Source organism: Chitinophaga sp. 05T412 (assembly GCF_056396465.1).
Genome location: NZ_JBFTLN010000024.1, coordinates 64,397 through 90,358, shown reverse-complemented (window position 1 = coordinate 90,358; position 25,962 = coordinate 64,397). Strand labels below are relative to the sequence as shown.

The window sequence follows — 25,962 nt, the reverse complement described above, 5'->3', positions numbered from 1 at the left end:
GCCATAGGCAGCGCCACCGCACTCAGTACGGGCATTACAAAATTGACTACCGCCGGGCAATATGTTTTTCAGTTGACCGTCACAGATGATAAAGGGCAAAGCGCCAGCAGCACCGTTACGGTAACGGTGAAAGACGCGCCGGTATATATACCGCCTACGGTGAGTGCAGGAAATCCTGTTACCATCACTTTACCTGTTAACGCTACTACACTGACGGGTACCGCCAGTCCTGCTGCAGGTAGCAGTATTGTATCGTATAAATGGAGCCAGGTGTCCGGACCTCTAACTGCTAAGATAGCTACTCCTGCTGCAATTACCACGACGGTCAGCCAGCTGACAACGCCCGGTAGTTATGTGTTTCGGCTTAGTGTTACAGATGATAAAGGACAAAGTGCTTTTGCGGATGTAACAGTAACTGTAATGCCTGTAAAAGGTGAATTGGTGGCCAATGCAGGTAATAGTCAGGTGATACAGTTGCCGGTCAGCAGCGTTATCCTGGATGGTTCTAAATCTTATTCTACCGGCGGACGAATTGTAAAATATCTGTGGCAGCTTCAAACCAGTTCATTAGGTGTGGCGATTGCATCTCCGGGAGAAAGCACCACTACTGTTAATTTTTCTTATGAAGGAATTTATGTTTTTTTGTTGACCATTACAGATGAAAATAATAACACCGCCACCGCCACGGTAAGCGTAGCGGTAAAGGGAGCGGATCATAATGGTGGTGTTAATGAGATGAGTATTTTCCCCAATCCGGTATCTACTCAACTGACATTAAAACTTGATTTGGAAGCTCCTGCGCCTATATTGGTCAGGATCTTCAATAATACCGGTCAGATAGTGACTACTTTTGATTTAGGCACTGTTACCCATATCCGGCAAATGCTGGATGTTACCAACCTGTTAGGTGGTGTGTATATTCTCCAGGTAAGCGATAATAAAGCATTTAAAATGTCAAAAAAATTCGTCAAAGTAAATTAGTTATACGCGGGTTTGAATGGCCGCATATTTTGATTTTATTTTCAGGAAGTGTTTTTCGTATAGTTCGTAAGAAAGATACGCAACACCACAGCTCACCACTACACAGGCAGCAGGATAAATAATCTCGTAGGTAATAACGGGCTGCAGGTGTTTGAACATCTTTTGAAACACCATCAGCAATAGCTGACAGATGGGGCCATGGAACAAATAGAGGCCATATGATATTTTTCCCATGGTTTTGAGTAATGGATATTCCAGGTGCAGAATGCTGTTGTCTGCTACTGCCATCAGCATCAGGTAGCCAAATAATATGGCGTGAATGAAGTGATCGTAGTAATTTTTACTGAGCCAGGGGATATTGATAATAGAAAAAGTAACCAGTATGGTTAAGATAAGCATGATCCATTGTGTCCGCCTGTTTAAGATCCTGTTCAGGAAGCCCGCATACAGGTGTTTGTTGAACAGGATATAAGCCGCAAACATTCCCATTCCGAACAGTTCCAGTTTATCGAACAACAGCACATAGTTGATACCAAATAATTCCGGGGTTGTTACGTTGAAAAACAGTGGTAATACCAGGCAAAGGGTTTTACTCAGAAAACCAATACTCAGCATTACGATAAAGAGTGTCTTCAATCGTTTCCTGAATAATAGAATCAGTAATGGCCACAAAAGATAAAACTGTTCTTCAATACATACAGACCAGGTAATCTCCAGAATTCCTTTGTTATAAGGGAAAAAGGCAAGCTGTATGTTTACTGCAAAGAGTAACAGAAAAGCAAGATTGGTTAAAATGATCTTCACATCCGGCACAGCTGGAAGGCCCAGCATTTGAAAGATATACGGCGATAATGCAGTCAGCGTGATGCCATACGCCAGATACAAAGGCCATATCCTTAACATGCGCCGGATGTAGAAATTTTTGAAGCTGATAGTCCCTGTCTGACTATTTTCTTTTAACAGCAGATAACTGATAAGAAACCCACTTAGTACAAAAAAGAGATTTACGCCAATACGTCCTGTATCGGCAAAACTGTGATTGAGAAATGTCCATGAAGACAACCCACTTTCTTTTTTATAAAACTGCGCATGATGTAATACTACCAGCAATGCTGCAATAAACCGGATGGCATCCAGGTTCTTAAAATAAACTTTCATCAGGGATTTTTATAGCATCAGATCAATGTGCCCGGGTCTTTTTTACTGTTTCCGGCGTTCGTTGGAATTGGAGCATCCATTCATAGATACTTAACCCATTCGTTTTATGACGGGCATCGTATAAACTTTTCCATGAATGGTGGGCAAATCCTTCGAGGACAGTCATTTTAGCTAATCCTGGTTTATATTTATTGGTACTGTCTACGTACCGTTGGCAATCTTCCAGGAAATGCTTTTCTTCTGTACCGGCAAAGTACCAGCAATGAACATTGGCATCTGCGGCAAACTTAAATTGGCGCAGATTTTTTTCATCAATGGTAGAAACAGACATAGGAACAGCCGCCGCAAATCTGCTGGCGAGTGCTTTAGAGTCGGTAATAGCCATGGCTGAAGCCCAGCCTCCGGCACTGTATCCGGTGATGTAAATGCGCGATTTGTCTATCCGGTAATGGCTTTCCACATCATCCAATACCCTTGTTATTTCATCCGGCTTTAGTCCCCAGCTGGGCGCCTGTGGCGCTACCACAATGAATTTATACAGCTTTTTATCCACCGGATTTTTAGCCTGTATTTTTTGACCATTGTCTATCCAGTAAGGAATACCTTCCAGGATTAAACGTTTTAGATTATTACCCGATTTACTTTTTCCATGCAGGAAAATGATGAGCGGGTAGGTGTTTTGTGTACTGTTGTAATCATCAGGTAAATGAACCAGGGCACCTATTTTATTCCATTGTGTAGCGGCTACCAGGATGCTGTCCATATTACGTTGGGCTAACAGGGGCAGACTACTGAATAAACAGCAGAGGAGCAACAATGAAGTAAGCATATTTCTATAACTATACATGATAATTACTACTTAGATTTAAAAAAAATATTTTCCTTGCTATGCCAGGCACTTAAGGTTGTGCCAGCACATCTTCTAATCTCATACCAATTATTTCTTCAATCTCTAATTTAAATACGTTCAGATCTCTTTCCAGGCTAAGTTTTTTGGTTCTGTCGTCATTGTATTTTTTTGAGGCAGCGCTGTATTCTTCGTAGGAAATGCTACCAGATGCCAGTTTTGTTTCTGCCTGTGAAAAAATAGCGTAATCGTCTTCCACCATTTCATTTTGCATGGTCAGCATTTCCCKGGTCATCAGGAAATCGTGGTATTTGGAAAGGATCATCGTTTTAATTTGACGATGTGCTACTTCCTGTTCAGCGGTAGCGATTTCCACATTGCGGCGGGCAATTTTTACTTCGTTAGGCTTGCCAAAAAGGGTACCCAGTGGCACATTGATACCCACGTTCCAGAGAGGGTAGTAGAGCTGATTACGAGGGTCGTTGGTGCCTTTGAATTTACCTAATGATACGTCATTGAAGTTGGCGCTGGCCGTTACATAATTTAACCAGGAGGTACCGGTTTTATTTAATTCGTAAACGGTTTTATCTTTTTCATAATCTCTTACTTTAATGGACGGATTTTTCAATGCCAGTTCCACCAGTTTATCTTTAATGTCTTTTGTAGCGACAGCTGATTCCTGCGGGGCCTTTACTTTTTTTACCTGAGCCTGTAAGGCCATAATGGGAGCGAGGAACAAAAAGGAAATGAAGATGATGATCTTTTTCATGTTGTATTGTTTTAAGCGATGTTGTTTTTTTTGATATCAGTACTTGTTTCGGTTGTTGTTTCGAAGCTTTGCAGCTTTATGATAATAGCCATGGCACTGTAAAAGAAGAAGGAGCCCGGAATCTGCCCGATAGCCACCTGAGCATAGTTGGCAACGATATAGGCATATAAGCTGGCAATGATGCCTACATAAATAGCCCTTACTTCTTTGGTGCGGCTACGGTAGTAATTGATAACACCCATGTACAGCGTGATGAAATAAGTAAGACAGGTGAGTATAAGCCCTACCCATCCCGTTTCCAGCGCAGTGCGCAGGTAGCCGCTATCCGGCGGAAAGCCTGCCAGCGGATGGCCGGGATTGTACTCCAATCCGAGTACACCACTGGTACAAACGCCTCCTCCGATAGGGTGACGCAACATGTAAGGTTGTATCATTTCCCTGTTTTTGTCTCTGACATTCAGGGACTCATCGTCCGAAAACTCGAACGCGGTACGGATACGGTTTACAGTATCATTGCTATGATAAGGACCAAATATGAGCAGACTGAAAAATACCAGGAAGCCTACCATGAACATCAGTGTTTTCCGGTTGGTAATCGTCATCAGTACATATACCGCCAGTCCTGCCGGAATCATGATATAGGCGGTTCTGGTACCGGAATAAGCCATTCCCAAACACATGAACAGGGTGCCGATAATGAGGATCGTGCGTTGTCTGGAATGTGGTGTGTTTAAAATAAGGATAACGGCAAAAACGATACTGGTAGCCATCAGCAGGCCATATGCGGTGGGATCGGATACGAAGGAAAACTTCCGGATATCTCCGCCCTGATAATATAAACGATAGCGTATCGGATCACTCATTACCCAGCTTTCCTCAAAGCCCAATAAGCCATGCCATTGTTGAAAGCATCCATAAACACCAGCCAGTATTGCCAATGCCATCCATAGCTTCAGGAAGTCAATCACATCCTTCTTGCTGTTAAAAATGTGAAGACCGGTAAAGTAGATCATCACAAAGTTGAAAAACTTGCGCATCGTAAATATCCAGCCCGCTATAGAATACATAGAGGGGTTAAATAACTCCACGATGAGGAAGCCCAGCATGATGAGGTAGATGTAAGTAATTGGATTACTGAAGTGGCGCCATAACTGTTGTTTCAGAATTGTTTTCCGGTAGTAGGCCCCAATGAAAGTAACGGCAATGAGTATATCTACCGCTACGCCCATAGGTACCTGGTCATCCGTCATGCGTTTGATATAGAACATGAAGAATGCCACCACCGTAGTGATGAAAAAGCCAAGCCGGGTATTAAATAAGCATACCAATGTAGCTGTCATTCCCAGTAAACCCGCAATCAGTATGAATCCCAGTCTGTAATCAATGAACGTGATGGCATAGCTGATTGCCAGGCCTACCAGTAGCATTGATACATATGCCCATGGCGTATCCAGTATTTTGGCACCTGTACGTGATGAAGCATTGATTGAAAAAATACCCATAGTTTAATTTATTTCAGAAGAATAAAACTTTCAGACAAAGGAATATCATCGTAAAGGCAAAGAATATCGTTACGGTGATTTGCAATAACTTGTCGTCAGAAAATCGATTATCCTGCATGGTATTCATTTTTATTTGTGACTGAAAGGGTTGCCAGATGCCGGCCCATGGCGGCTACTGAGTTTTCCCAGGTATGCGACATCGCAAATATTTTTCTATCTTCCCGCAGCAGGCTGCTGGCAGGCTCCTGCAAAGCCCGGGTAATATGCCCGATATACTCCGCAGCACCAGTTCCCAGATAAACATAAGGTGCAAACATTTCCATGGCAGAGGTAGTAGTGGCTACAACCGGTTTACCCAATGCCAGATACTCGTCTATTTTTCTCGGGTAATTACCGATGGTCATTTCGTTCACTGCCTGTGGATTGATGCAAACATCAAAGCTGTTGATATAAGCGGGTAACTCGTTTGCCGGCTTATTCCCCAGGAAATGCACGTTCGTCAGCTGATGCAGTTTGCTCGCCTTAAATGCAGCATCTTCGGGTCCTGCCAACACCAGGCTCCATTCCGGTTTAGTGGCTGCTATTTGTTCCAGCAGCGCAATGTCAAGCCGGGACGCAATGAGCGCACCTACATAGCCGATGATGGGCGTACGAATATCAGCCAGTTCCGTTGGCGTGGTGCCCAGTGGCATCTGCAACCAGCTCAGGTCGCATCCCTGACCAATGTCAAAAGCGGCCGTATTATGTTGTTGGGCATATTGCGCCAGGTAAGCAGAGTTGGCTACTACCATGGTGGATTTGGCCATCAGCATAGGCTCCAGGCGTTCACCGTATTTTTTGAAATAAGGCTGACTGGTGAGCTTATCCCGGATATAATAGATGGTATCGCTAACATCCAATAACTCCGGCAAATAGAAAGCCCTGAAGAAATCGTTGTCAATGAACAGCAATGGATTTTTAAACGCAAGCCTTGCTGCAGCCTGGCTAATTTCCTTTGCCAGCCGTTTGTTATTGACCAGGTTGCAACGATCAAACAAGGGGGCAAAAGGCACCCAGTTGATCGACTCCAAAATGGTTCTGGGGTCTAAGGTCCAGAGGTTAGGAGCTTCCTGTATCAGGTCATCGGTATGGCCTTTCAGACTGCTACGCCGCCGTTGAACTTTTTGATCGTTGCGGCCACGCATGGCAGAAATCCTGTCCAGCGCCCGGTTTACATATAATACCCGGTTGTGACGGGCCAGCTCCAGCGCAATGTTTTTACAATTGCTGCCGATGGAGATGTCCCAGGGTTGTAAGCCGGTGATGATAATGTCTCTGTTGCGGATCATCTGGTTTTGAATTTAAGGTTCCAGCGTTGCTGTGCAACAGATAACATGTCAGGATAAAATTGCAGCATATATTTCCATACGTTCAGCAAACTCACATTCAGCTTACGGTAAAGAATCGTTTGTGTGATAATGAAACAGATGCCGTAGGAAGTCATGGTACCATAGGCTGCGCCCATCAGTCCCATTTGACGGGTGAAGCCGATGCAGATGAAAATATTACATATAGCCGTGGTCGTGATGACTGCAAAATTAGTTTTCGGAGATCCGATAGAATCCATGATAGTACCGAACTGCTTGATGAAAGGCAGGAATAATCCATAGCAGATAGTCACCTGCAGGATGGAAGCGGCCTCTTGGTATTCTTTACCGGCAATAATGGTAAGTACCAGTTTCGGGAGCAGCATAATACCCAGGCTGGCGGGTACCGCAATAGCCAGGATAGCGCCGACTGCCTTTTCGTAGTAATACTTCACCATACTCAGGTTGCCATCTTCCATCATCCTGGCACTACGGGGGAAAAGGATATCACCGAGTACCTGGGAGGGCACATCTACCAGGTTAGAGATGCGCATACAAACACCGTATAAGGCTACCGCTGAAGTAGAAATATAAGATGAAATAATGAACTGGTCTGTATTACGGAAGATAGAAGAGCTGATGTTAGTACCAAATACAAATTTCCCGAAATGCCACAGCTTCACTAACCAGGCTTTATGCAGCTGCAGGCCGCGGTGTAAAAATTTCCGCGCAAAGAAAAAGGAAATAAGGGTACCACCCAACAGTCCTGCGTTGTAATAAATGATCAGCGCTGTCAGCGACACATGACCTGTCAGCACCAGATCTATAATGATCAGGGAGAAAGAAATTCCTTGTCTGCTAAGGTATCCCCAGAATATTCCCTTGAAATCGGCATTCGCATTTTGTATCCATTCAAAATGAGAGAAGGGGATAAGTAGCAGCAGACCTGGTAAAAACAGGTACATCACCGGCGCCAGATCAGGAGCTTGCAGTAAACCACTCACGGGATATATGAAAATACCAATCAGCAATCCGATAAAAATGGTAATCACTAGGTTCAGGTAAAGCGCGGCGGACTGAATATGCGGATGTTCGGTAGCGCTTTCACCATTGATGTATTTGATGACCGCATTTTTAATCAGCGACTGTCTCACTATTTCGATGATACCGGTATATACAAGAAAAAGGTTCCATACACCCATATCCGATTTCGTCAGTGACCTGGTCAGTACCAGCACGCTGCATATACCAAACATCAGCACAGCCATCTTCTGCATGCCGCTGTAGATGCCTGATTTGAGCCAGTAGGTGTATTTTGGTTCACTCATTAGTTGGCAGTTAATTTAATCAGTTAGTAGCCGGTTTTAGTGTAGGTCGTTCCAGGCTGTACAACCACCAGGCGCCTGCGCGCATCGCCAGTTGATATAGCAATATGGGAATGACTACTGCAAAAAGCAGGCATATGACCAGTATGGCTGGTAACCAGGTTATATGTAATATTTTAACAAGACACATACGCACCGCGGATGCCACCAATACATGTGATACATAAATGTACAGGGAGTGAAAACCCACTACCCGTAAAGTTTTTACGCTGTTGTAACGCTGCAGTAAAAAAGAGATGTTGATCATGAACGCACAGCCACTTAATGCAATCAATGCAAAAAGAAGGGGTTGATGCTCTTCCACAAATAGGTTGTCTTTTACCGCGAGATTTGTTTGGAGAAAATAAAACTGCCCTATTACAAAAAGAGGCAGCAGCCCTGCAAACAATTTCCAGGAACTGAATTTCTGAAAGTTGCTACTGTCGAGAATTTTATCTGATACCAATTCGCCTAGTGCAAAGAATACATAATAGTGGCAGATATCATACACAAATCCCAGGTCAATATGTTTGACAGAAATATAACTGGAAAAGAAGTACAACACGGTTCCCAACAGCAACTGATGCCATACCTTAAAGCGCAATTGCTCCCGGGTAACGATATATAAAACGGTAACGTTAAATAAGGCATACAGGTACCAGAACTGATCTATACGTCGCGGAAAAACGAAAACATATCCATAGTCAGCGATGCTGCGGTTGGCATTCACATAGCCTCCCAGCAGGATTTGTATAGAGATTTGCAGAAAGGACCACAGCAGGTAAGGATATAAGAGAATGCTTACCTTGTTAAGGATCAAACCTTTCATTTTTCTTTTGGCCAGGCTTTTGGCAATGAAAACACCTGACAGAATAAAGAAAAGGGGCATCCGGAAGCTGTAAAAAATAATGTTGGCGTTTTCCAGCCAGCTGTATTGGGCAGCTTCCACACCTGATCTGGAAATCCCTTCAAAGATATGCCGGTACAACACCAGTATAATGGCGATGCCCCGCGCATAGTCTATCCATGCCAGTCTGTTCCCGGAAGAAGTATTTACCGACAAGGTGCTCATCAGATATTGATATTTTCAGATTCAACAAAATTCAGCACGGCACCGCTGAATTTTCCGTTCAGGCCAGTGAGGAAACTTATCGCTTCCCGGTCTGTTTGTTTCACACTGGATTTGGCAGAAGACACCATCACTACGGCATCTACATACTTCATCAGTTCTTTACTGTCGGATCTGTCGCTCAATGGAGCGCCTTCCAGTAAAATATAATCGTAGTCTTCGGCTATCTTTTTAAGATATTCCAACAGGTTATTCTGTTTAAGAATTTCTGCAGGTGTATATTCTCCACCTTCACAACCAATAATATCAACGTATGCGATATTAGTGGTGGTAATAGATTGCTTCAGTTGCTCCATGGAGAAATTTGTGGGTGTTTCATCGAACGCTTCCAGTATCGGCGCCGCTTCAAAATCCCGGGTAAGTGAATTGTGCGGGAAATGGGTATCGATGATCAGTACCTTTTTGCGGCTCAGACTTAAACTGTAGGCGAGGGCTTTAATAATGGTGGACTTACCTTCGCCCGCTCTGCTGCTGGTAAATAAGAATGTTTTTTTGTTGCTGTGCTCCATTTCGTAGCGCAGCTTTCTTAACAGTTCCCGGAAAGTGGTGTTCGTATTTTTCTTAGGCTGTTCTTCAGAAAAGATGCTTTCCAGGGGATTGTGTTTGATATTAATATGATTTACCACACCCAGTAATTTTACATCGGTTACCCGTTGGAAGTTAGACGGTGTTTTGATGGAAATATCCAGGTACTCGAAGAAGATGATGGCAATGCAGCAAAACACAAACATAGATACACCCGCCAGCGCAATGATGATGAGTCTTTTGGAAGGCTCTGGTTCTACTGCCGGTTGTCCGAACAATATCTGACGGAAGCTATCCATGGGTGCGATTTTGCTGTTGGTAGCAGCATCGTAGCGGGATTTAATGCCTTCGTATTCCTGTTGCGCGAGTTCTACTTCTTTTTGCAGGGCGAGGTTATTCGCGCTGCGGGAAGCTACAGCGCCAATGCTGCTGTTCAGCTGTTTGATTTTTTGCTGATAGGCTGCAATGTTTTGTTCAGAGCTTTTTATCTGTATTTCCAGGTCGCTCTTTTTCTGCAGCAGGTCTGCTTTGGAATTTCCGGTAGTACCGGTGGGAGCGGCAGATGACATTGATACGAGTTTATCTTTGTAGTCTGCTTTCAGTTTTTGGTATTTGTTAAACAGCTCTGTATTGTTAGCTCCCTTGTTTACGTATTCAGCATAGGTATCATTCATCTGTTTACGCAGGGAGGAGAGTTCGTTGTTGATAGCAGAAGAAGCTGCGRAGGACTGTGCGGAAGAACGTTCGTTGTCTGCCAGTCGCGCATTTACCTGTTGCAGGCCAAGTACGGCGCTGTTATAAATGCCTTTTTCATCTACCAGTCTGTTTTCAAAATTGCTGATCTGTTCCAGTTTGCTGGAGCTTTCCACAGATACGTCCATCGTACCCAGGGCTTTGATATTGGCAATTTTCTCATCCAGGTCTCTTTTCTTCTGGTCCACCAGTTTCTGCAGTGTTTCTATGTTCTGCACGGTTTGTTGATTCCGGGAAGATTCATAGTTACGCAGAAACTCTGTACATACCTGGTTCACGATGTAGGAGGAGAGTTCCGGATTTACGGAGCGATATTGTATATCAATAAAGTCAGTACGTTGTACACGGCCGGCGTATAATACATAGCGTAATGTTTCCAGGTCGTATTTGTATAATTTCAGCAACTCCTGAATTTTCCTTTCTTCTGGATCGTAGGAGCTGAGGAGCTTTTCTTCGTTGTATTTCTGGGTTAATACCTCGATGGCTTTTTTGCGGTCGAGGGTCCGATACACCTCACTTTTCTTATCTTCCGCGGTGAGCTGGCGATAAGGCTTATCGGGGTTTTGCAGGTCATGCAGCATGAGGTTGTAAGAAGTCATGCCCAACACCCGCGGAGATTTTAATGACTCGATGAGGTTATTAAACTTCGTGTCAATTTCGTAAATGTTGAAGCTTTCGTCTTTCAGTTTTACCTGGTCACTGTTGGTAAACCCGGTAGCAATTTGTGCTACTGATTTGTATAATTTCTCTTGTTGGCGGGTTAACAAAAATGCCGCCAGTACAGCTACTAATGAACTGATAATAATCAGCCACTTTCGTTTCATTAAGGAGTTAAATAAATAAATCAGATCCATATTGACGGATTCTTTAAAGTGTAAAATAATTTAATCTGAAAGACCCGAAAAAATCCGGTATTAACCGGATTTTTTCGGTAAATAACTCGTGCTACTTATATAGTCTTTCTCAATTCTTAATCAGTTTAACAGTTTTAATCAATTGTCCATCTTCAGTCACTTTCAGGAAGCAAGGGCCGGAAGGAATCTGGTTAGAACCTAAGTCGATCGTGAATCGCTGGCTACCGGTAGTCATGCCACCCAATACCTGGGTGTACAATATTCTGCCGTTGAGATCAGTTAAACTAACGATCAGGTTTTTGCTTGCTTTTCCTGCATTCTTCAGATCCAGTGTTACCTGGCGGGAGAATGGATTCGGATATACATTACTGATAGAAACTGCTGTTGCTGTTTGTGCAGATGACTTAGGCACCATGCCTGGGTTCTTCGCCATAATCAGGGAAGGGTCCAGTTGACTCAGCTGAGGCGTGTAAGACTGTATTACCAGGGCGCCTATGTAACCATAGATAGACGAACCACCTGCTGCAACAGTAATCACTGCCTGTCCGTTCTGGTCTGGCACGATGTCGTTGATCTGTACAGTTTGATTGGTATTATAAGATGCGTTCAGGGAAACAGTAGTACCATTAACGGTGTAGTTAGAGGTTCTGTCGCCTGATCCATCACGGCTGGCAAAGAATACGAAGTTGTATCTCATCGCCAGATTCAGTCCTTTGATGGTCAGTTCACCCGGAGTGGCCACATCACACCAGTAAGTACTGCTGATCACATTATCCGGATAGATACCAGAGTTGTTACCAGTATTCATACCGTATGGATTATCGCCGGTAAAGGCTTTGCTGATCACCATGGTTAAACCGGTGTTATCACCGTTGTCATCCATCAGGTTAGGGAATTGGAGACCCTGTGCCGGAGCGGAGTTGGTGTTGTTCCATGGAGCACCTGCCGGAGTGAACACGTTACAGTTAATATATACTGCATTTCTGAAAGTAGCGGCACTGGTAACGTTGCTGAAATCAGAGGATGCCGTGTCTTTCAATGCACGTACTTTATAATAGTAACGTGAATCCATTGTCAGACCATTATCCGTATAGGTGGTCACGTTATTGCCCACACTACCCAGCAGGGTGAAGGTGAGGTTGTCGCGTGATCTCCATATTTCAAAACCAGTTTCATTGTTGGAGTTATCCATCCATTTCAGCTGGATACTGGTTTTGGATTTAGCAGTAGCTACTGCGCTTCCCGGCGCGAGTGGTGCACCGTTATCCAGGTAGTATTGCAATACCAGTGAGTTGATATAACCATATGCTGCGCCAGTGGATTGTTTCACGGTGAAGTCAATCACACCGGTAGAATCTGCAGCCACACCATTGATCTGTACCGTGTTGGCGGTGTTGTTGGCAGCATTCAGGGTCACGGTATTGGTACCAACTGTGTAATCGGTATTCTTATTATCGTTGCCTTGTCTGCTACCAAAGAATACCAGGTTGTAGCGGTAGTTGGTTGGAAGACCTGATAAGCGGATTCTTCTCGCCGTAGCCTCACTGGTGTAGTAGTTGCTGGCAATAACGTTATCCGGATATACGCCGCTGTTATTTCCGGTAGTGGAACCTAATACAGTGGTACCTGTAAAGGCATCCAGCAGCTGGATTTTAATAGCGGTGGTGGTGCCGGCATCATCTTTCATATTGCTGATGGAAGCGGTAGCACCCGGATAAGAGTTGAAATTGTTCCATGGATTATCTGCAGGCAATGTCTGGTTGAAGTTGACATATACTGCGGTGATATTTTTATCACGAACGTAGATGTTGAATGTTCTGCTGCTGCTACCGCCGTTGTTGTCGTTAACAGTCACTTTCACGTTGCTGTATCTGCCTACATCACCGGCAGCAGGAGTGAGGCTGAGGGTACCAGTACCATCACCGTTATCTGTTAAACGAACAAATGATGGCAGGTTGCTGGCGCTCAGGGTAAGAATATCGCCCGGATCATCTGAAGCATGGAGATTCAGCGTCAGCGTTTGATTATTCTTGATTACCACATCTGCGATGCTATCCAGTTTCGGATTATTGTTACCGGTGATTACTTTAATGGTATCTGTGTAAGCAGAAGCACCATGTGAGTTAATCGCTCTTACTGCGTAGTAGTAAGTTTGGTTAGCGCGGGTAGAAGTATCTGTAAAGTTAACTGCGTTAGCATTTGTTGGCGCCGGGTTCAGTAAAGTGAATGGTCCTGCTGCCACGCCTGCACGGTATACTTCGTAGCCGGTTTCATTAAACGCTACATCTTTCCAGGTCAAAGTTACACCGCTGGTGCTGCTGGTTCCAGCCAGGTTGGTTGGACGTGCAGGTGGATTACCATCGTCGTAGTTTACCTGTACTACCATGGCATTCAGGTAAGCATATACGGAGCCGGTACCATTTTGCAGATCAATGCTGATTTCACCGTTGGCATCTGGTGTAACGTTGTTGATAGCAACTGTCTTCGTGGTGTTGGATGCTGTTTGCAGGGATACTGTTTTAGTACCAATGGTATAATTGGTCATTCTGTTATCCGTTACATCCCCGCGTGCACCGAAGAAGGTGAAGCTATAGTTGCTGGTGCTGTTTAAGCCATACAGTTTTAATGTTTGCTTGATGGTGTTGCTCCAGTAAGCAGTTTTCATCACGTTATCAGGGAACACACCGGAGTTGTTACCGGTAGTGGTACCATAATAGTTGGAACCGTTGCCCAGAGCCTGCCATGCACTTACGATCTTAATACCGATGGTAGTAGCCACGTTATTCTGATCTTTCAGATTCGGGAACAGGTCGTTCTGCACTGGTTGCTTATTGGTGCTATTCCATGGAGCAGATGGTGGATAAGAACCATCGGAGAAGTTCACATAGATAGAACGGTTAGGGTTTACATCGTTGACAGTGATCACGAATGTTTTGCTGTCAATGCCTCCGCGGTTATCGTCCGCAAAGAGGGTTACGGTGTATACGCCCGCGTCTATATACGTTGGACTCAGGTTGATATTGGCGCCGGTGGAGGTAGGTACAATCGTTGCGAAAGACKGCAATCCGCTGGCATACCATCTGATAGAGTCTCCGGTGTTATTATCAGAACCGGTTATGGTGATGGAGGAAGTAGTGTTTTCATTGATCGATACATTGGAAACACTACCCATTACCGGGCTGTAGTTGTCATTCACTGTTAAAGTGAAGGAAGTGCTGGTAACACCACTGTGCTGATCGGTGGAGGTAACGGTGATATTAGGATATACGCCCTGATCCGCATTTGTTGGATTAAATACCAGGGTAGCAGTACCTGGGCCGGTAACGGTGAAGCTACCGAATGTTGGTACGTTGGTAGCGGTCAGTGTTACTGCTTCGCCATCTGGATCAGTAGAGGTAATATTCAGCGCCAGCTGGGTACCATATCTTACGGAACGGTTCACCAGTGAATTAATTACCGGTGGTGTGTTCAGGGTAGAAATACCTGCGGTATTACTGTAAACGGAATTACCACCTTCATTTTTCGCGCGTACTTTGTAGTAGTATTTTACATTGGCAAACAAGGCAGAATCGCTGTAAGTTGCTTGTGCAGTGCTGTTAGCGCTGATGGTGGCCTGTAATTTGAAGTTGCTGGAATCGTTAATAGATCTGTATACTTCAAATGCCGTTTCGTTATTGGAATTATCATTCCAGGTCAATGCAATTTTATTGGCACTGAGCGCTGTTAATACCAGTGCAGTTGGTGCATTTGGCGCAGGAGGCATTGCCAGTGTAGTGGCACGCATCTTTGAATATCCAAAGGCGCTATCTGGTATAATCCTTTTGCTGATACCAGGACCCTGGTAGCTGGTAGTTAATGTTTGGCTACCGCCACCCTGGAAGTAGGTAACTGTAATTGGATAACGGCCGGCAGTCAGCGTTTTATTACCAGAACGTTCAGTGGTACCCTGCAGGTAGTTGTTATTTACTACAAGGTTACTTTCGCTGAAGTTGCCGATATACAGCTTGCTTCCATCATCAGATGCGGTATAGAAGGTATATGCCCCGGTAGTTGGAATATTGATATAGCCGGAGAATTTGATCGCATAGTTCGTTTCACGGTCTCTGACATCCAATGTTACATTGTCTGAAGTACCGGTACGAACAGGTTTCAGGGAATTGAAATCAGGCAGTCCGCTGATGTTGGACGGAACAGGATATACGCCATATTGCAATCCACCGCTTTCTGCAGGATTAAATCCGGAATCACCATACTTATTGATCGCTTTCAGGCGGTAGTAGTAGGTAGTTTGAGCTACCAGACCGCTGTCTAAGTAAGATGTTTTGTTAGCGGTAGTAGTGGTGATGATATCATACGGACCAGCAGGACTGGTAGCACGATATATTTCAAAGCCGGTTTCGTTATTGCTGCTGTCAGCCCAGGTAAGATTGATTTTATTATAAGACAAAGCAGTTACCTGGAAATTGCCTGGTGCTTTAGGAACCAGCACAGGAGATATGGTGGTATCCTGATAGAATGCCGCCGGAATCTGTTGTTGTGTAGTCACACCACTGGCGGTATTTTTCCAGGATACAGTCATAGATTGACCACCACCTGCCTGGAAGAATGCCATGGCAATCTGGTGCATACCTGCGGTGAGGTATACGGTGCCTTCTTTGTCCTGCGTGCCATGTAAGCCATCGTTATTAACGAGTGGTGTAGCAGCCGCATTGTATTTAGTATCTATCCACAGTTTACTACCGTCATCAGAATTAGTGAGGAAGGTATAGTTACCTGTAACCGGAATGCGGATATAACCTTCCCAAACAAAGCCATAATTGATATCCTGTGTTCTCACACTCAGATCCGGAATGGCGGAGGTACCAGTTAATAATGGGGTAAGCGTATTGAAGTCAGGCAGTGTACTCCAGCTACCGGTATAGTATCTGTAGTTCAGGCCATTGGCTTTCGCAACAGTGCTTACCTGGTTACTGCGTGGAGATAAGTTACCTGCTACGTCTCTGGCTTTTACCACAAAGGTATACAGGCTATCTTTATTCAGGTTGTAAGCAGTGAAGCTGGTTTCGCTGGCATCAATCGTGTAAGATTTCACGCCGTTGATGAACAGATCATATTTGTATACGCCTACATCATCTGTAGAAGGGTCCCAATCGAGAGACACAGAGGAATAGGTGGTACCTGTAATAGTAAGGTTACGTGGAGCAGTAGGTGGATTGGCGTCTACCTGTGTTTTCACATTGGCTTCATTGCTGAGTGCCGCAGCGCCATTGCCATTCACCGCTCTTAGTACATAAAAATATTTTGAATTAGGGGTTAAACCCTGATCGGTATAAGTAACCGCGTTGGCAGCAGTAATGTACACCAGGGTATAAGGTCCGCCTGCTGTAGCAGAACGATACACTTCATAGCCGGTTTCATTATAGGCTGGAGTTGGATTGTCTGTCCAGTCGAGCGTAATGCCTGTTTTGGAAATAGCGGTAGCCGTCAAACCGGAAGCAGGAGCAGGGGCGTTGGCGCCACTGGCTGAAACCACGGTGTATAAATCGGAGAATGCGCTGGAGCAGCCGAATTGTTCGGTTACTTTAGCGTGGTATTGTCCGGGCGTACCTGCATTCAATGTTTGTGCGGTACCTAAAGTAGTGGTGTCGCCTGCTTTCTGCCACAGATAAGAAGTGTAGCCGGCAGGAAGCGAAAGCGTTACATAATTTTTTCCATCAGCCGCCGGAATAACATTACTCATTAAACCGGAGATAGTGATCGGCGGTGTTTGTGTAGCTGATTTCAGTTTTACAACAACAGGTGTAGTGGAGTAAGGAGACCATACGCCGTTACGTTGTATCCTGGCATCATAGGTGCCAAATGCTGTTACTACCAGTTCATTGGTGTTAGCACCTGGAATGGTGATACCATCTTTTCTCCACTCGTATCCGTCGAAACCCGGTGTCAGTCCCAGTATGGCGTTAACTGAATCACCCGGACAAAATTCTGCACGGCCATTTCTTGGCCATGGATTGGATTTAAACTGACGATTCAGGAAAGGCCAGAAATCTGCTTCTGCCCAGGCATTGTCCCAGATACCGTGTCCTCCGTTTGGATACAATGTTTCTTTTACATTGGCGCCTGCAGCCTGTGCTGCGCCTACCACTGCAGCAGTGGTGTTAGGATGCGGATTGTTGTCCATACCTCCCTGGAAGATCCACATCGGTATGTACTTGAAAACATCTACCTGATCTTTGTAGGCAATAGAGCAACCGCTGATAGGGAGGAAGCCCGCTACTACCTTGGGATACCGGAACATGAACTCCCATGTTTCGGTGCCACCTGCAGAAAGACCATTTACAAAAATTCTGTTCTCATCGAGTTTGTTGCTCTGGATAAGGGTATCCAGTACTTGTTTAATAAAATCGTAATGTGGGTTACCAAAAAAACCAGTAGTACTCTGCGGTACGAGGATGAAACCATCGAAGTTTCCGTTATCAACAGCTGCGCAGAATTTGCCACCGCCGTGATACAGAGAAAATTCATTGTCATAGATGCCGCCGGATTCGCCTCTTCCATGCAGGAAGATCATGATGGGATACTTTTTTCCATCACTCACACCCTGTTGATAGGTTTTGGGAAATTTAAGCCGGAAGGGCATGCCACTCAGGTAGTAGCATTTGTAGGAATCCTTGTTGGGGAAGTTTACTTCATTGCGGACAGTTCTTACCCATTTGGCAATAGTGCCCCAGGCTGGAGTTGGCTTGGGGTTGTTGGGGTCGTAGGTCTCTACGGGATCGCCTGAATTAAACACCTGTGCTACAGCCGCGTGGCCGCAGACCAGGAGTAATAAAGTCAGACACAGTAAGTAAAGTTTACGCATATGGTAAGTGTTTCAGTTGTGAACTGTATTGATAACTTACCCAGCATAACGCGGCATAATGCAAAACACGCATGAAAATCTTGCCAACTCAATGCTGAGTGGCTTTTCGAAGGGAGACGGTTAAAAAAATGAGAGGTTTTAACGGAGGAACTGGTCGAGGAAATTATTCTTAAGAGCGTAAAGTTATATAAAAATAAATTCCTAACAAATATTTTTGATACATTCTTTCAGCCAGATCTTTCTTTCAGGCTGATAGCCACCTGCTTTTTCCGCGCTCCATGCAGGTAGTAACCAATTACAGTATATCTCACAAACCATTGATAAGTGATCAGTGAAATGGTCAATGGTATACCAACACAAAGCATAAATTTTGCAGGGCCCCAGATGTTCGTTCTACCGATCCATAACTCTACTGCGTTTACCAATGCTACATGCACCAGATACACCCAATAAGAAGCATCAGAGAGGTAACGGATCACCGGATTTTCTGCATTCACCCATCGCAGGAAAACGCCCAGCAGTCCTAATACCAGCGATATAACCACCACAGACATACCCACCTTCATAAGCGGTGTGTTGATGACTGCTTCATTGGGAAGATAGTTTGTGGAATACATCTCTTTATAAACATACCCGGCTACGCCACAGCCAATTAATATAAACAACAAACAATACTTCCGCAATAAAGGAAAGTACTCCGTCATGTGCTTATGCAGTAACCAACCGTAGTAAAAAAATAATCCGTAGTAGGAGATGAAAGCTGCGCTAGGCATCAATCCTGGCGCAAATTGAATAACGGCCGTATCAAATAGTAACAGGCTGAGAAAAGTAAGCAATACCAGCGCCGGCGGAATAAACGGTGGTTTAAATTCCAGCTGCACGAACCGGGAAAACGGACTTTTCTTTTTCAGATAAGGACCTGCCAGCTTGTACAACACGATACCGGCGATATAAAATAACAGCAGGTAATACAGGAACCACAGGTGCAGCGGCCCTCTCCAGATAAAAATATCTCTCACAAGCTGTACAAGATCAGGATTTGTAAAATGACTCCCCCCGTTGGATATACGATAATATACATCTGGTAAATAGGTGAGGGGCAGGATGGTAAACAAGCCGACAATGAACGGATAGAAGATCCGCTGAGTACGGTGTTTAATGAATGCCGCCTGGCCTATTCTGAAATATAGTAAGCGGAAAAAGAAGCCTGCAATCACGTAAAACAGTGGCATACGAAACACATGGATCGCAAAAAACAAGATGTCGTAGAAGCCATTGCTATACACCGGATCATGATAGAATCCATCAAACTTTCGTACCGTATACGCCATACAGGCATGCAGAATAACGCCGAGGAACATGGCCAGGGCTCTTAATGCATCCATACTGGATATACGGGTACTGTTATTTGATGGTGTTGTTGGCATGCTGGGGTACTTTTAATTATAATGAATTACTTATGCTCACCGCACGTTGTGCTTTATCCCATACGGCCGATTGTCGTTTGCGGATGTATCGGAAAAAGCCATGGTACAGGGCAATGTTCATATATACAAAATAGAACGGGACATAGCAGGGCTTAAATTTAATATTAACAAGCGCCAACAGAAATCCGGCCGCAGCGAGCGAATAAAATCCCAGCTGGGCGTACAGTAGCCAGGTATACCAGTCGCCGGCGTTCATCGCCACCAAGGCAATGTTGGCCAGCAGCGCTACCAGTAATGCCACCGGACACAGCGTCCATCTTAATACGCGATGAGAAATATACTGGAACGACAACAAGGGGTACTCGAATATATTCAGCAAAGGTTTCAGCATAACGATCGACTGGAATCCGCCTGCGCCAATGCGTACTTTGCGTTTATACTCATCCAGTAAAGAGGCAGAAGGGGATTCCAAAGCGTATGCGTCCGGCGCATAGGCAATACGATAGCCCCTCATATTAATGCCCAGTGAAATGATAAAGTCATCTAGTATGACATTACTTTCCACCGGCTGAAATAAATGGGTACGAATGGAAAACAATTCACCGGCTGCGCCTACTACACTATATAAAGCGGCATCCAGTTTTTTCAGCGTTGATTCATACTTCCAGTAAATGCCTTCTGTAGCAGCAGCGCCGTGTTCACTGGTAACGCGTACTTTCTTTTCACCTGCTACACCACCCGTTTGCGGATCGCAGTAGTGTTTGATAATATTGCTGATCGCTGCGCTGTTTAATAATGTATTGGCATCACAAAACACTACGATAGGAGTGATGACTTCCTTCATCGCCCTGTTGATAGCGGCTGTTTTACCTTTACGTGCGGGCTCGTGCATTAGCCTGATCCTGCGATATCTTTGCACTATATCAGGGGTGCCGTCGGCCGAACCATCTGTAATGAAAATGATGTCCAATTTGTTTTCCGGATAATCCAACGCCAGCGTATTCCAGATTTTTTCTTCAATAAAAGCCGCTTCATTATAAGCCGCTACAATTAAAGTAACACCTGGCAAATCGTCTTCTGCAACGGGTTCTGTCCGGTCTCTTCTGCGCCGGAAAGGCAACAGAACCCCCAGCAGCACACCATAACCAATGTAACTATATATAAGAAAGAAAAGGCTGCTAAAAAGAAATAGCTTTAGTGCAAACATGAATACCGGGGATTAGATTTCGCTGCCAAATTAATTAACAATTCTAATTCCATTTGTAAATCAGCGTACAGGAACCGGGGATATTTTATCATTCACTCTTGAAATCACAACTTTCACGAGGAATTCTATATCATTTGCAAATTTCAAAATATTACGAAATGATTGTTTATATACTTTTACACCGGATTGCGATACAAACCTGCTGAATCGGCGGTTTAGGAATACCCAAAAATTGAAACACGAATTATTTTTGTACTATTCAGGAATAATAGATACTTTTATCAGGAATTCTTTTCTGCAGCCAACTAGACCATCTCCTCTGAAATTCATTTAAGACCAATTTACCCGGAAGGAAAACCGCCACTGTAATTGCTTTGCGCATTTACATACCGGCAGATTTTATTTAACGGGAATCTCAGTAACCTTATCCTCCTGGAAGATCAAAAGATGATCATGCACCACTGATGCAGTGGTATGTATGGTCGCCAAATGAATCTTTTATTTTCTAAAACGGAGTTAAATGAAGAAGACAATTTTAGTAGTAGACGACAGCGCACCAATTAGGTATTTATTAGAGTCGATGCTTGGACAACGATACAAAGTGTATACCGCCACCGATGGCTTAACCGCTTGTATGTGGTTATCCGCCGGCAATGTACCGGATGTAATAGTAACAGATATCCAGATGCCCAACATGGACGGATTGGAACTGGCCCGAAACTTGTCATCCAATTTGCTGTATAGCGATATCCCTGTAGTATTATTAACAGGTATGCAAATGGGAGAGAATGTAGATCTATACCCCAATGTTGTACAGGTAATGAGCAAACCTTTTGACCCACCAAGATTGCTCGATGTAATAGAGAAACAATTAACCGTGTCACAAACCGTGATTGTTGCAGAGTAATGCAATGAAACCACTGTATACACTATATTTTGTTGTGTTAACATAAACCGAAAACACCATGATATCCAATCTACCTACACAAACTATGGAGGAGAAGAAGAGGAGAGGGGGAAAAGTGGTAGGCTTACCAGGCAGTACAACCAATTCGTTTGTACTTTGCATTGGAGATAGCAGTTTTATCAGCCGTGTCATTGACAAAACGGAGGAACGCATTTTCTTTGTAGAGAGTATTCAACTCGCAAAGAAAGTATTAAAGGAAAGGCTGAGATCAAAAGTAAAACCCGCATATATTATATGTAATATCAACGGGCAAACTTTTGACCTGATTGACTTCCGCCAGTTTCTTGCCGTGAATAAAGAGTTTGCGGAAGTACCCTTGTTTGTTTACACAGATTTTGTTACTGTGGAAGTTCGTTGGGAATTGCAGAAAACAGGTGGTATTGACGACCTGTTGACCGCTTCCATTACCCCATCCGTATTTGCTGAAAAGCTGAAAACAGCAGTAAGAATCAGACAGCTGATGAAGGCGTCAGAAGTGACCGTTGCAAAAAAGAACCCATCCATCGCACCAGGTTACTATATCAATCATTTTTTCAAACGTATGATAGATATAGCGGTAGCTGGTACTGCATTGTTATTACTCAGCCCGTTTTTTCTGGTGATAGCATTGCTCATTAAAATAGATTCCAAGGGTCCCATCTTTTATATATCACATCGGGCAGGTAACCGCTATAAAATTTTCAAATTTTATAAGTTCCGCACCATGGTTGCTGACGCGGATAAGCTGGTGAAACAAATGAGCCATCTTAACCAGTACGATGCCAACACAGCAGGTCCTGTATTCTTTAAAGTAAGTAATGATCCAAGAGTCACCAAGTTGGGCATGTTTTTAAGAAACACCAGCCTGGATGAAATGCCACAACTCCTCAATGTAATACTTGGACATATGTCGCTGGTAGGTAACCGCCCGCTGCCACTCTATGAGGCAGCTACGCTCACTACCGATGATTATGCCGGACGTTTCCTGGCGCCCGCCGGTATCACCGGACTGTGGCAGATCAAGAAACGCGGTAATAAAGATATGAGCGTAACGGAAAGAATTAACCTCGATATCAGCTATGCAGAAAAACACTCTGTATTATACGATATGTGGATATTGGCCAACACCCCGAATGCACTGATACAAAAAGACAACGTTTAGTTGTCGCACAACCGGATATACGAATATGAACAGCTTAGAAAATAAACGGGAATTACCACTGGTGTCAATTATAGCACTGAACTATAACCAAACCACAGTGACATGCGAATTCCTGGAATCAACAAAAACACTTACTTACCCGCACTTCGAAACCATTATTGTAGACAACGGATCTGCCGTTGATCCTACTGAGCAGATTAATGCAGGTAATTATCCTCACCTCAAACTCATCCTCAGCCCKGAAAATCTTGGATTCACCGGTGGCAACAACCTGGGCATGCAACATGCGAAAGGTGATTTCCTGTTTATCGTTAATAATGATACAGAAGTAACCCCTGATTTGCTGGAGCAGCTATTGGCGCCCTTTGCACAGGACGCTACTATCGGAGTAGTATGTCCTAAGATCCGCTTTTATCATAACCCGGAAGTGATCCAATACGCAGGCTTTCATCAGATGAACCTGCTGACCGGACGTACCTGGGCGGTAGGCAGTAAAGAAGTAGACAACGGACAACATAATACTTCCGGTCCTACCTGGTGCGCACACGGTGCCGCCATGATGGTGAAGAGAGAAGTGATAGAAAAGGTAGGCCGCTTTGCGGAGAAGTTTTTCATTTACTACGAAGAATCGGATTGGTCTGCACGCATCCTGAAAGCAGGCTATAAGATTTATTATAACGCCAATGGACTGATTTTTCATAAAGAGTCCATTACCATGGGAAAGGAGAGCGCGGTAAAAGTATATTATCATACCCGCAACCGTATTCTTTACATGCGGAGGAATACCAACAAATTACAGCTCACCACCTTTTTACTGTTTTTCAGTTTCCTCACTTTCCCTAAGTCGGTATGCAGATATGCGCTGAAAGGACAATTCGGCCATCTCAAATCCTTCCTGAGAGGAACGTTCTGGAATCTGACTACATCAAGTTATTCACCTGTATAAAAAACTAACATATGGCAACTATAAAATCACTCGTTACCGGCGGCGCCGGATTTATTGGATCTCACGTGGTAAAGCATTGTCTGGCGCTGGGGCATGAAGTGGTGGTATTGGACGACCTGAGCGGCGGTTTCGAAGATCATATTCCCGAAGGTGCGATCTTCGTACAGGGATCTGTTACAGATGAAGCCCTGGTAACAAGCTTGTTTGAAGAATACCGGTTTACTTATGTATATCACCTCGCCGCCTATGCTGCGGAAKGATTATCACATTTTATCCGCCGGTTTAATTATAATAATAACCTKATCGGTAGCATTAACCTGATCAACGAATCAGTGAAGCATAAAGTGAAATGTTTTGTGTTCACTTCTTCTATCGCAGTATATGGCGCAGGACAGCTGCCTATGCGGGAAGACATGGTGCCTAGCCCGGAAGATCCATATGGCGTGTCTAAATACGCGGTAGAACTGGATCTGCGTGCTGCTCATGAAATGTTTGGTTTGAATTACGTGGTGTTCCGTCCACATAACGTGTATGGTGAAAACCAGAACATCGGCGACAAGTACCGCAATGTAATCGGTATTTTCATGAACCAGATTATGCAGGGACAGCCGCTGACGATATTCGGTGACGGTGAACAAACCCGTGCATTCAGCTTTATTGATGATGTAGCTATTCCGATCGCCAAGAGTGTAAACACGCCGGAAGCCTACAACCAGGTATTTAATATTGGTGCGGATCGTCCGTATACGGTTAATGAGCTGGCGAAAGTAGTGGGTGCCTGCTTTGGTGTTACACCTCAGATCAATTACCTGCAGGCAAGAAACGAGGTAATGCATGCTTACTCCGATCATAGCAAAGCACACAGTGTATTTGGTGAAGGGGCTGGTGTCAGCCTGGAGCAAGGTATTGAGCGCATGGCTGCCTGGGCGAAAGTGGTAGGTGCAAGAAAAAGCAAGGAATTCGAAAATATTGAAATCTACGAAAAGCTGCCGCAGGGTTGGGAAAGAAAGCCAGCTGCCGCTACTACAACTACCGCGTAATGGGAAGTTCCGGAAAAATAAAAGTGCTGCAGGCCATCCGGCAAGGGTTGGTAGGTGGCGGGGAATCTCATGTGCTGAGTCTCGTCGCTGCGCTCGATAAGGATCGCTTCGAACCGGTGGTGCTGTCGTTTACAGATGGCCCCATGATTACGCGACTAAAGGAAATGGGTATACGCCATTTTGTAATCCCCTCCCTGAAAGCATTTGATATTTCCTGCTGGATGCGGGTGAAGGCATTGATTGAAGAAGAAGAAATTGATATGGTGCATGCCCACGGCTCCCGCGCTGCCAGCAACCTTTTTCTGCCGACAAAGTTATCAGGTCGCCCGTTATTATATACGATTCATGGTTGGTCTTTTCACGAAGACCAGCCATATCTGCAAAAGCACCTGCGTATCTGGTCTGAGCGGTTGCTCACCAAAGGCGCACGTGCTAATATTTCTGTGTCGGCCTCCAATCGGGACACGGGAGTCCGGTATTTCCGGCATTTTAAATCTACTGTGATCAACAATGGAATTGACCTGCGCCGCTTTAATCCGGATCAGGTGCTGCCTGATATCAGAGCAGAGCTGGGTATTCCGGCGCATCATACGGTAGCCGGATATATAGCCAGAATCACCAAACAAAAGGACCCGCTGAATATGATCCGGGCATTCAGGCAGGTATTGGATACCACCCCGGATATGACTTTGCTGGTAGTGGGAGAAGGAGATATGAAAGATGAAATGGTGGCATTGGCCAACTCCCTGAACCTGCAGGAACGTATCATCTTTCAGCCTTTCCGCCAGGACATACCTGCACTGTTGCAGGCAATAGATATTTATTGTTTGCCTTCCCTGTGGGAAGGATTGCCGATTGGGCTGCTCGAAGCCATGGCCATGCGTAAAGCAGTGGTAGTGACCGCAGTAGATGGCTCCCGCGAAATTGTGGAGCATAGAGAAAACGGCCTGATTGTAACAGCAGAAAAGCCTGCAGAGCTGGCCGGAGCCTTGCTTACTTTACATATAGATGTACCATTACGCCAAAAATTACAACAACGTGCAGCCGATACCGTGGCCGGAAATTATTCCGTACAGGGCATGACACAACAGGTGGAAACGTTGTACCGCCAGATTTTGGCAACTAAAAATTAACCGGGTAATAG

At 44.6% G+C, this 25,962-nt stretch carries 17 protein-coding genes; 6 read left to right on the top strand and 11 right to left on the bottom strand.

The window, feature by feature from the left end; translation table 11 throughout:
* Positions 1-981 (top strand): PKD domain-containing protein (locus tag AC1DFM_RS33600; protein ID WP_477081168.1); only part of this gene is annotated, 981 nt, incomplete at its 5' end.
* On the opposite strand, the gene AC1DFM_RS33595 is transcribed toward AC1DFM_RS33600, so the two are convergent.
* From AC1DFM_RS33595 to AC1DFM_RS33545, 11 genes are all read right to left on the bottom strand, one after another.
* On the bottom strand, positions 982-2,139 hold the full coding sequence (locus AC1DFM_RS33595) for an acyltransferase family protein (protein ID WP_477081167.1): 1,158 nt from the start codon (positions 2,137-2,139) through the stop codon (positions 982-984).
* 22 nt (positions 2,140-2,161) lie between these two features.
* A complete protein-coding gene (locus tag AC1DFM_RS33590) occupies positions 2,162-2,986 on the bottom strand; it encodes a carboxylesterase family protein (protein ID WP_477081166.1) in 825 nt (274 codons plus the stop codon).
* A 52-nt stretch (positions 2,987-3,038) separates the two neighbouring features.
* Positions 3,039-3,755, bottom strand: coding sequence for a TolC family protein (locus AC1DFM_RS33585; RefSeq protein WP_477081165.1), 717 nt, complete (start codon positions 3,753-3,755; stop codon positions 3,039-3,041).
* An 11-nt stretch (positions 3,756-3,766) separates the two neighbouring features.
* Positions 3,767-5,257, bottom strand: coding sequence for an O-antigen ligase family protein (locus AC1DFM_RS33580; protein ID WP_477081164.1), 1,491 nt, complete (start codon positions 5,255-5,257; stop codon positions 3,767-3,769).
* A 107-nt stretch (positions 5,258-5,364) separates the two neighbouring features.
* Positions 5,365-6,585 carry a glycosyltransferase gene (locus tag AC1DFM_RS33575; RefSeq protein WP_477081163.1) on the bottom strand — a complete coding sequence of 407 codons (1,221 nt, stop codon included), beginning with the start codon at positions 6,583-6,585 and terminating at the stop codon, positions 5,365-5,367.
* Positions 6,582-7,931 carry a lipopolysaccharide biosynthesis protein gene (locus tag AC1DFM_RS33570; RefSeq protein ID WP_477081162.1) on the bottom strand — a complete coding sequence of 450 codons (1,350 nt, stop codon included), beginning with the start codon at positions 7,929-7,931 and terminating at the stop codon, positions 6,582-6,584. The genes AC1DFM_RS33575 and AC1DFM_RS33570 overlap by 4 nt, the downstream gene beginning before the upstream one ends.
* Before the next feature lie 19 nt (positions 7,932-7,950).
* A complete protein-coding gene (locus AC1DFM_RS33565) occupies positions 7,951-9,039 on the bottom strand; it encodes an acyltransferase family protein (RefSeq protein WP_477081161.1) in 1,089 nt (362 codons plus the stop codon).
* On the bottom strand, positions 9,039-11,228 hold the full coding sequence (locus AC1DFM_RS33560) for a GumC family protein (protein ID WP_477081160.1): 2,190 nt from the start codon (positions 11,226-11,228) through the stop codon (positions 9,039-9,041). The genes AC1DFM_RS33565 and AC1DFM_RS33560 overlap by 1 nt, the downstream gene beginning before the upstream one ends.
* A gap of 109 nt (positions 11,229-11,337) precedes the next feature.
* On the bottom strand, positions 11,338-18,090 hold the full coding sequence (locus tag AC1DFM_RS33555; RefSeq protein ID WP_477081159.1) for a fibronectin type III domain-containing protein: 6,753 nt from the start codon (positions 18,088-18,090) through the stop codon (positions 11,338-11,340).
* A gap of 227 nt (positions 18,091-18,317) precedes the next feature.
* On the bottom strand, positions 18,318-19,517 hold the full coding sequence (locus AC1DFM_RS33550; RefSeq protein WP_477081158.1) for an acyltransferase family protein: 1,200 nt from the start codon (positions 19,515-19,517) through the stop codon (positions 18,318-18,320).
* A 16-nt stretch (positions 19,518-19,533) separates the two neighbouring features.
* Complete coding sequence (locus tag AC1DFM_RS33545; protein ID WP_477081157.1) at positions 19,534-20,724, bottom strand: glycosyltransferase family 2 protein; 1,191 nt, start codon at positions 20,722-20,724, stop codon at positions 19,534-19,536.
* A 520-nt stretch (positions 20,725-21,244) separates the two neighbouring features.
* Between AC1DFM_RS33545 and AC1DFM_RS33540 the strand changes: the two genes are divergently transcribed.
* From AC1DFM_RS33540 to AC1DFM_RS33520, 5 genes are read left to right on the top strand one after another with little or no spacing between them, the layout of a single operon-like run.
* On the top strand, positions 21,245-21,631 hold the full coding sequence (locus AC1DFM_RS33540; protein ID WP_477081156.1) for a response regulator: 387 nt from the start codon (positions 21,245-21,247) through the stop codon (positions 21,629-21,631).
* Positions 21,632-21,689: 58 nt separating this feature from the next.
* Entirely contained in the window at positions 21,690-22,832 is a 1,143-nt protein-coding gene (locus tag AC1DFM_RS33535) for a sugar transferase (RefSeq protein ID WP_477081155.1), read from the top strand.
* Between the two features lie 25 nt (positions 22,833-22,857).
* Positions 22,858-23,778: a glycosyltransferase family 2 protein gene (locus AC1DFM_RS33530; RefSeq protein WP_477081154.1), complete on the top strand. Its 921-nt coding sequence runs from the start codon at positions 22,858-22,860 to the stop codon at positions 23,776-23,778.
* An 11-nt stretch (positions 23,779-23,789) separates the two neighbouring features.
* On the top strand, positions 23,790-24,818 hold the full coding sequence (locus AC1DFM_RS33525) for an NAD-dependent epimerase/dehydratase family protein (protein WP_477081153.1): 1,029 nt from the start codon (positions 23,790-23,792) through the stop codon (positions 24,816-24,818).
* The gene (locus AC1DFM_RS33520; RefSeq protein WP_477081152.1) at positions 24,776-25,951 is read left to right on the top strand and encodes a glycosyltransferase; all 1,176 of its coding nucleotides are present in this window, start codon (positions 24,776-24,778) and stop codon (positions 25,949-25,951) included. The genes AC1DFM_RS33525 and AC1DFM_RS33520 overlap by 43 nt, the downstream gene beginning before the upstream one ends.
* The last annotated feature ends 11 nt before the right edge of the window (positions 25,952-25,962 follow it).

What these genes read in the sequence shown, in the direction of transcription:
- AC1DFM_RS33595 (WP_477081167.1), bottom strand. Translation starts at nt 2,139, where the DNA reads ATGAAAGTTTATTTTAAGAACCTGGATGCCATCCGGTTTATTGCAGCA.
- AC1DFM_RS33590 (WP_477081166.1), bottom strand. Translation starts at nt 2,986, where the DNA reads ATGTATAGTTATAGAAATATGCTTACTTCATTGTTGCTCCTCTGCTGT.
- AC1DFM_RS33580 (WP_477081164.1), bottom strand. Translation starts at nt 5,257, where the DNA reads ATGGGTATTTTTTCAATCAATGCTTCATCACGTACAGGTGCCAAAATA.
- AC1DFM_RS33575 (WP_477081163.1), bottom strand. Translation starts at nt 6,585, where the DNA reads ATGATCCGCAACAGAGACATTATCATCACCGGCTTACAACCCTGGGAC.
- AC1DFM_RS33570 (WP_477081162.1), bottom strand. Translation starts at nt 7,931, where the DNA reads ATGAGTGAACCAAAATACACCTACTGGCTCAAATCAGGCATCTACAGC.
- AC1DFM_RS33565 (WP_477081161.1), bottom strand. Translation starts at nt 9,039, where the DNA reads ATGAGCACCTTGTCGGTAAATACTTCTTCCGGGAACAGACTGGCATGG.
- AC1DFM_RS33550 (WP_477081158.1), bottom strand. Translation starts at nt 19,517, where the DNA reads ATGCCAACAACACCATCAAATAACAGTACCCGTATATCCAGTATGGAT.
- AC1DFM_RS33545 (WP_477081157.1), bottom strand. Translation starts at nt 20,724, where the DNA reads ATGTTTGCACTAAAGCTATTTCTTTTTAGCAGCCTTTTCTTTCTTATA.
- AC1DFM_RS33540 (WP_477081156.1), top strand. Translation starts at nt 21,245, where the DNA reads ATGAAGAAGACAATTTTAGTAGTAGACGACAGCGCACCAATTAGGTAT.
- AC1DFM_RS33535 (WP_477081155.1), top strand. Translation starts at nt 21,690, where the DNA reads ATGATATCCAATCTACCTACACAAACTATGGAGGAGAAGAAGAGGAGA.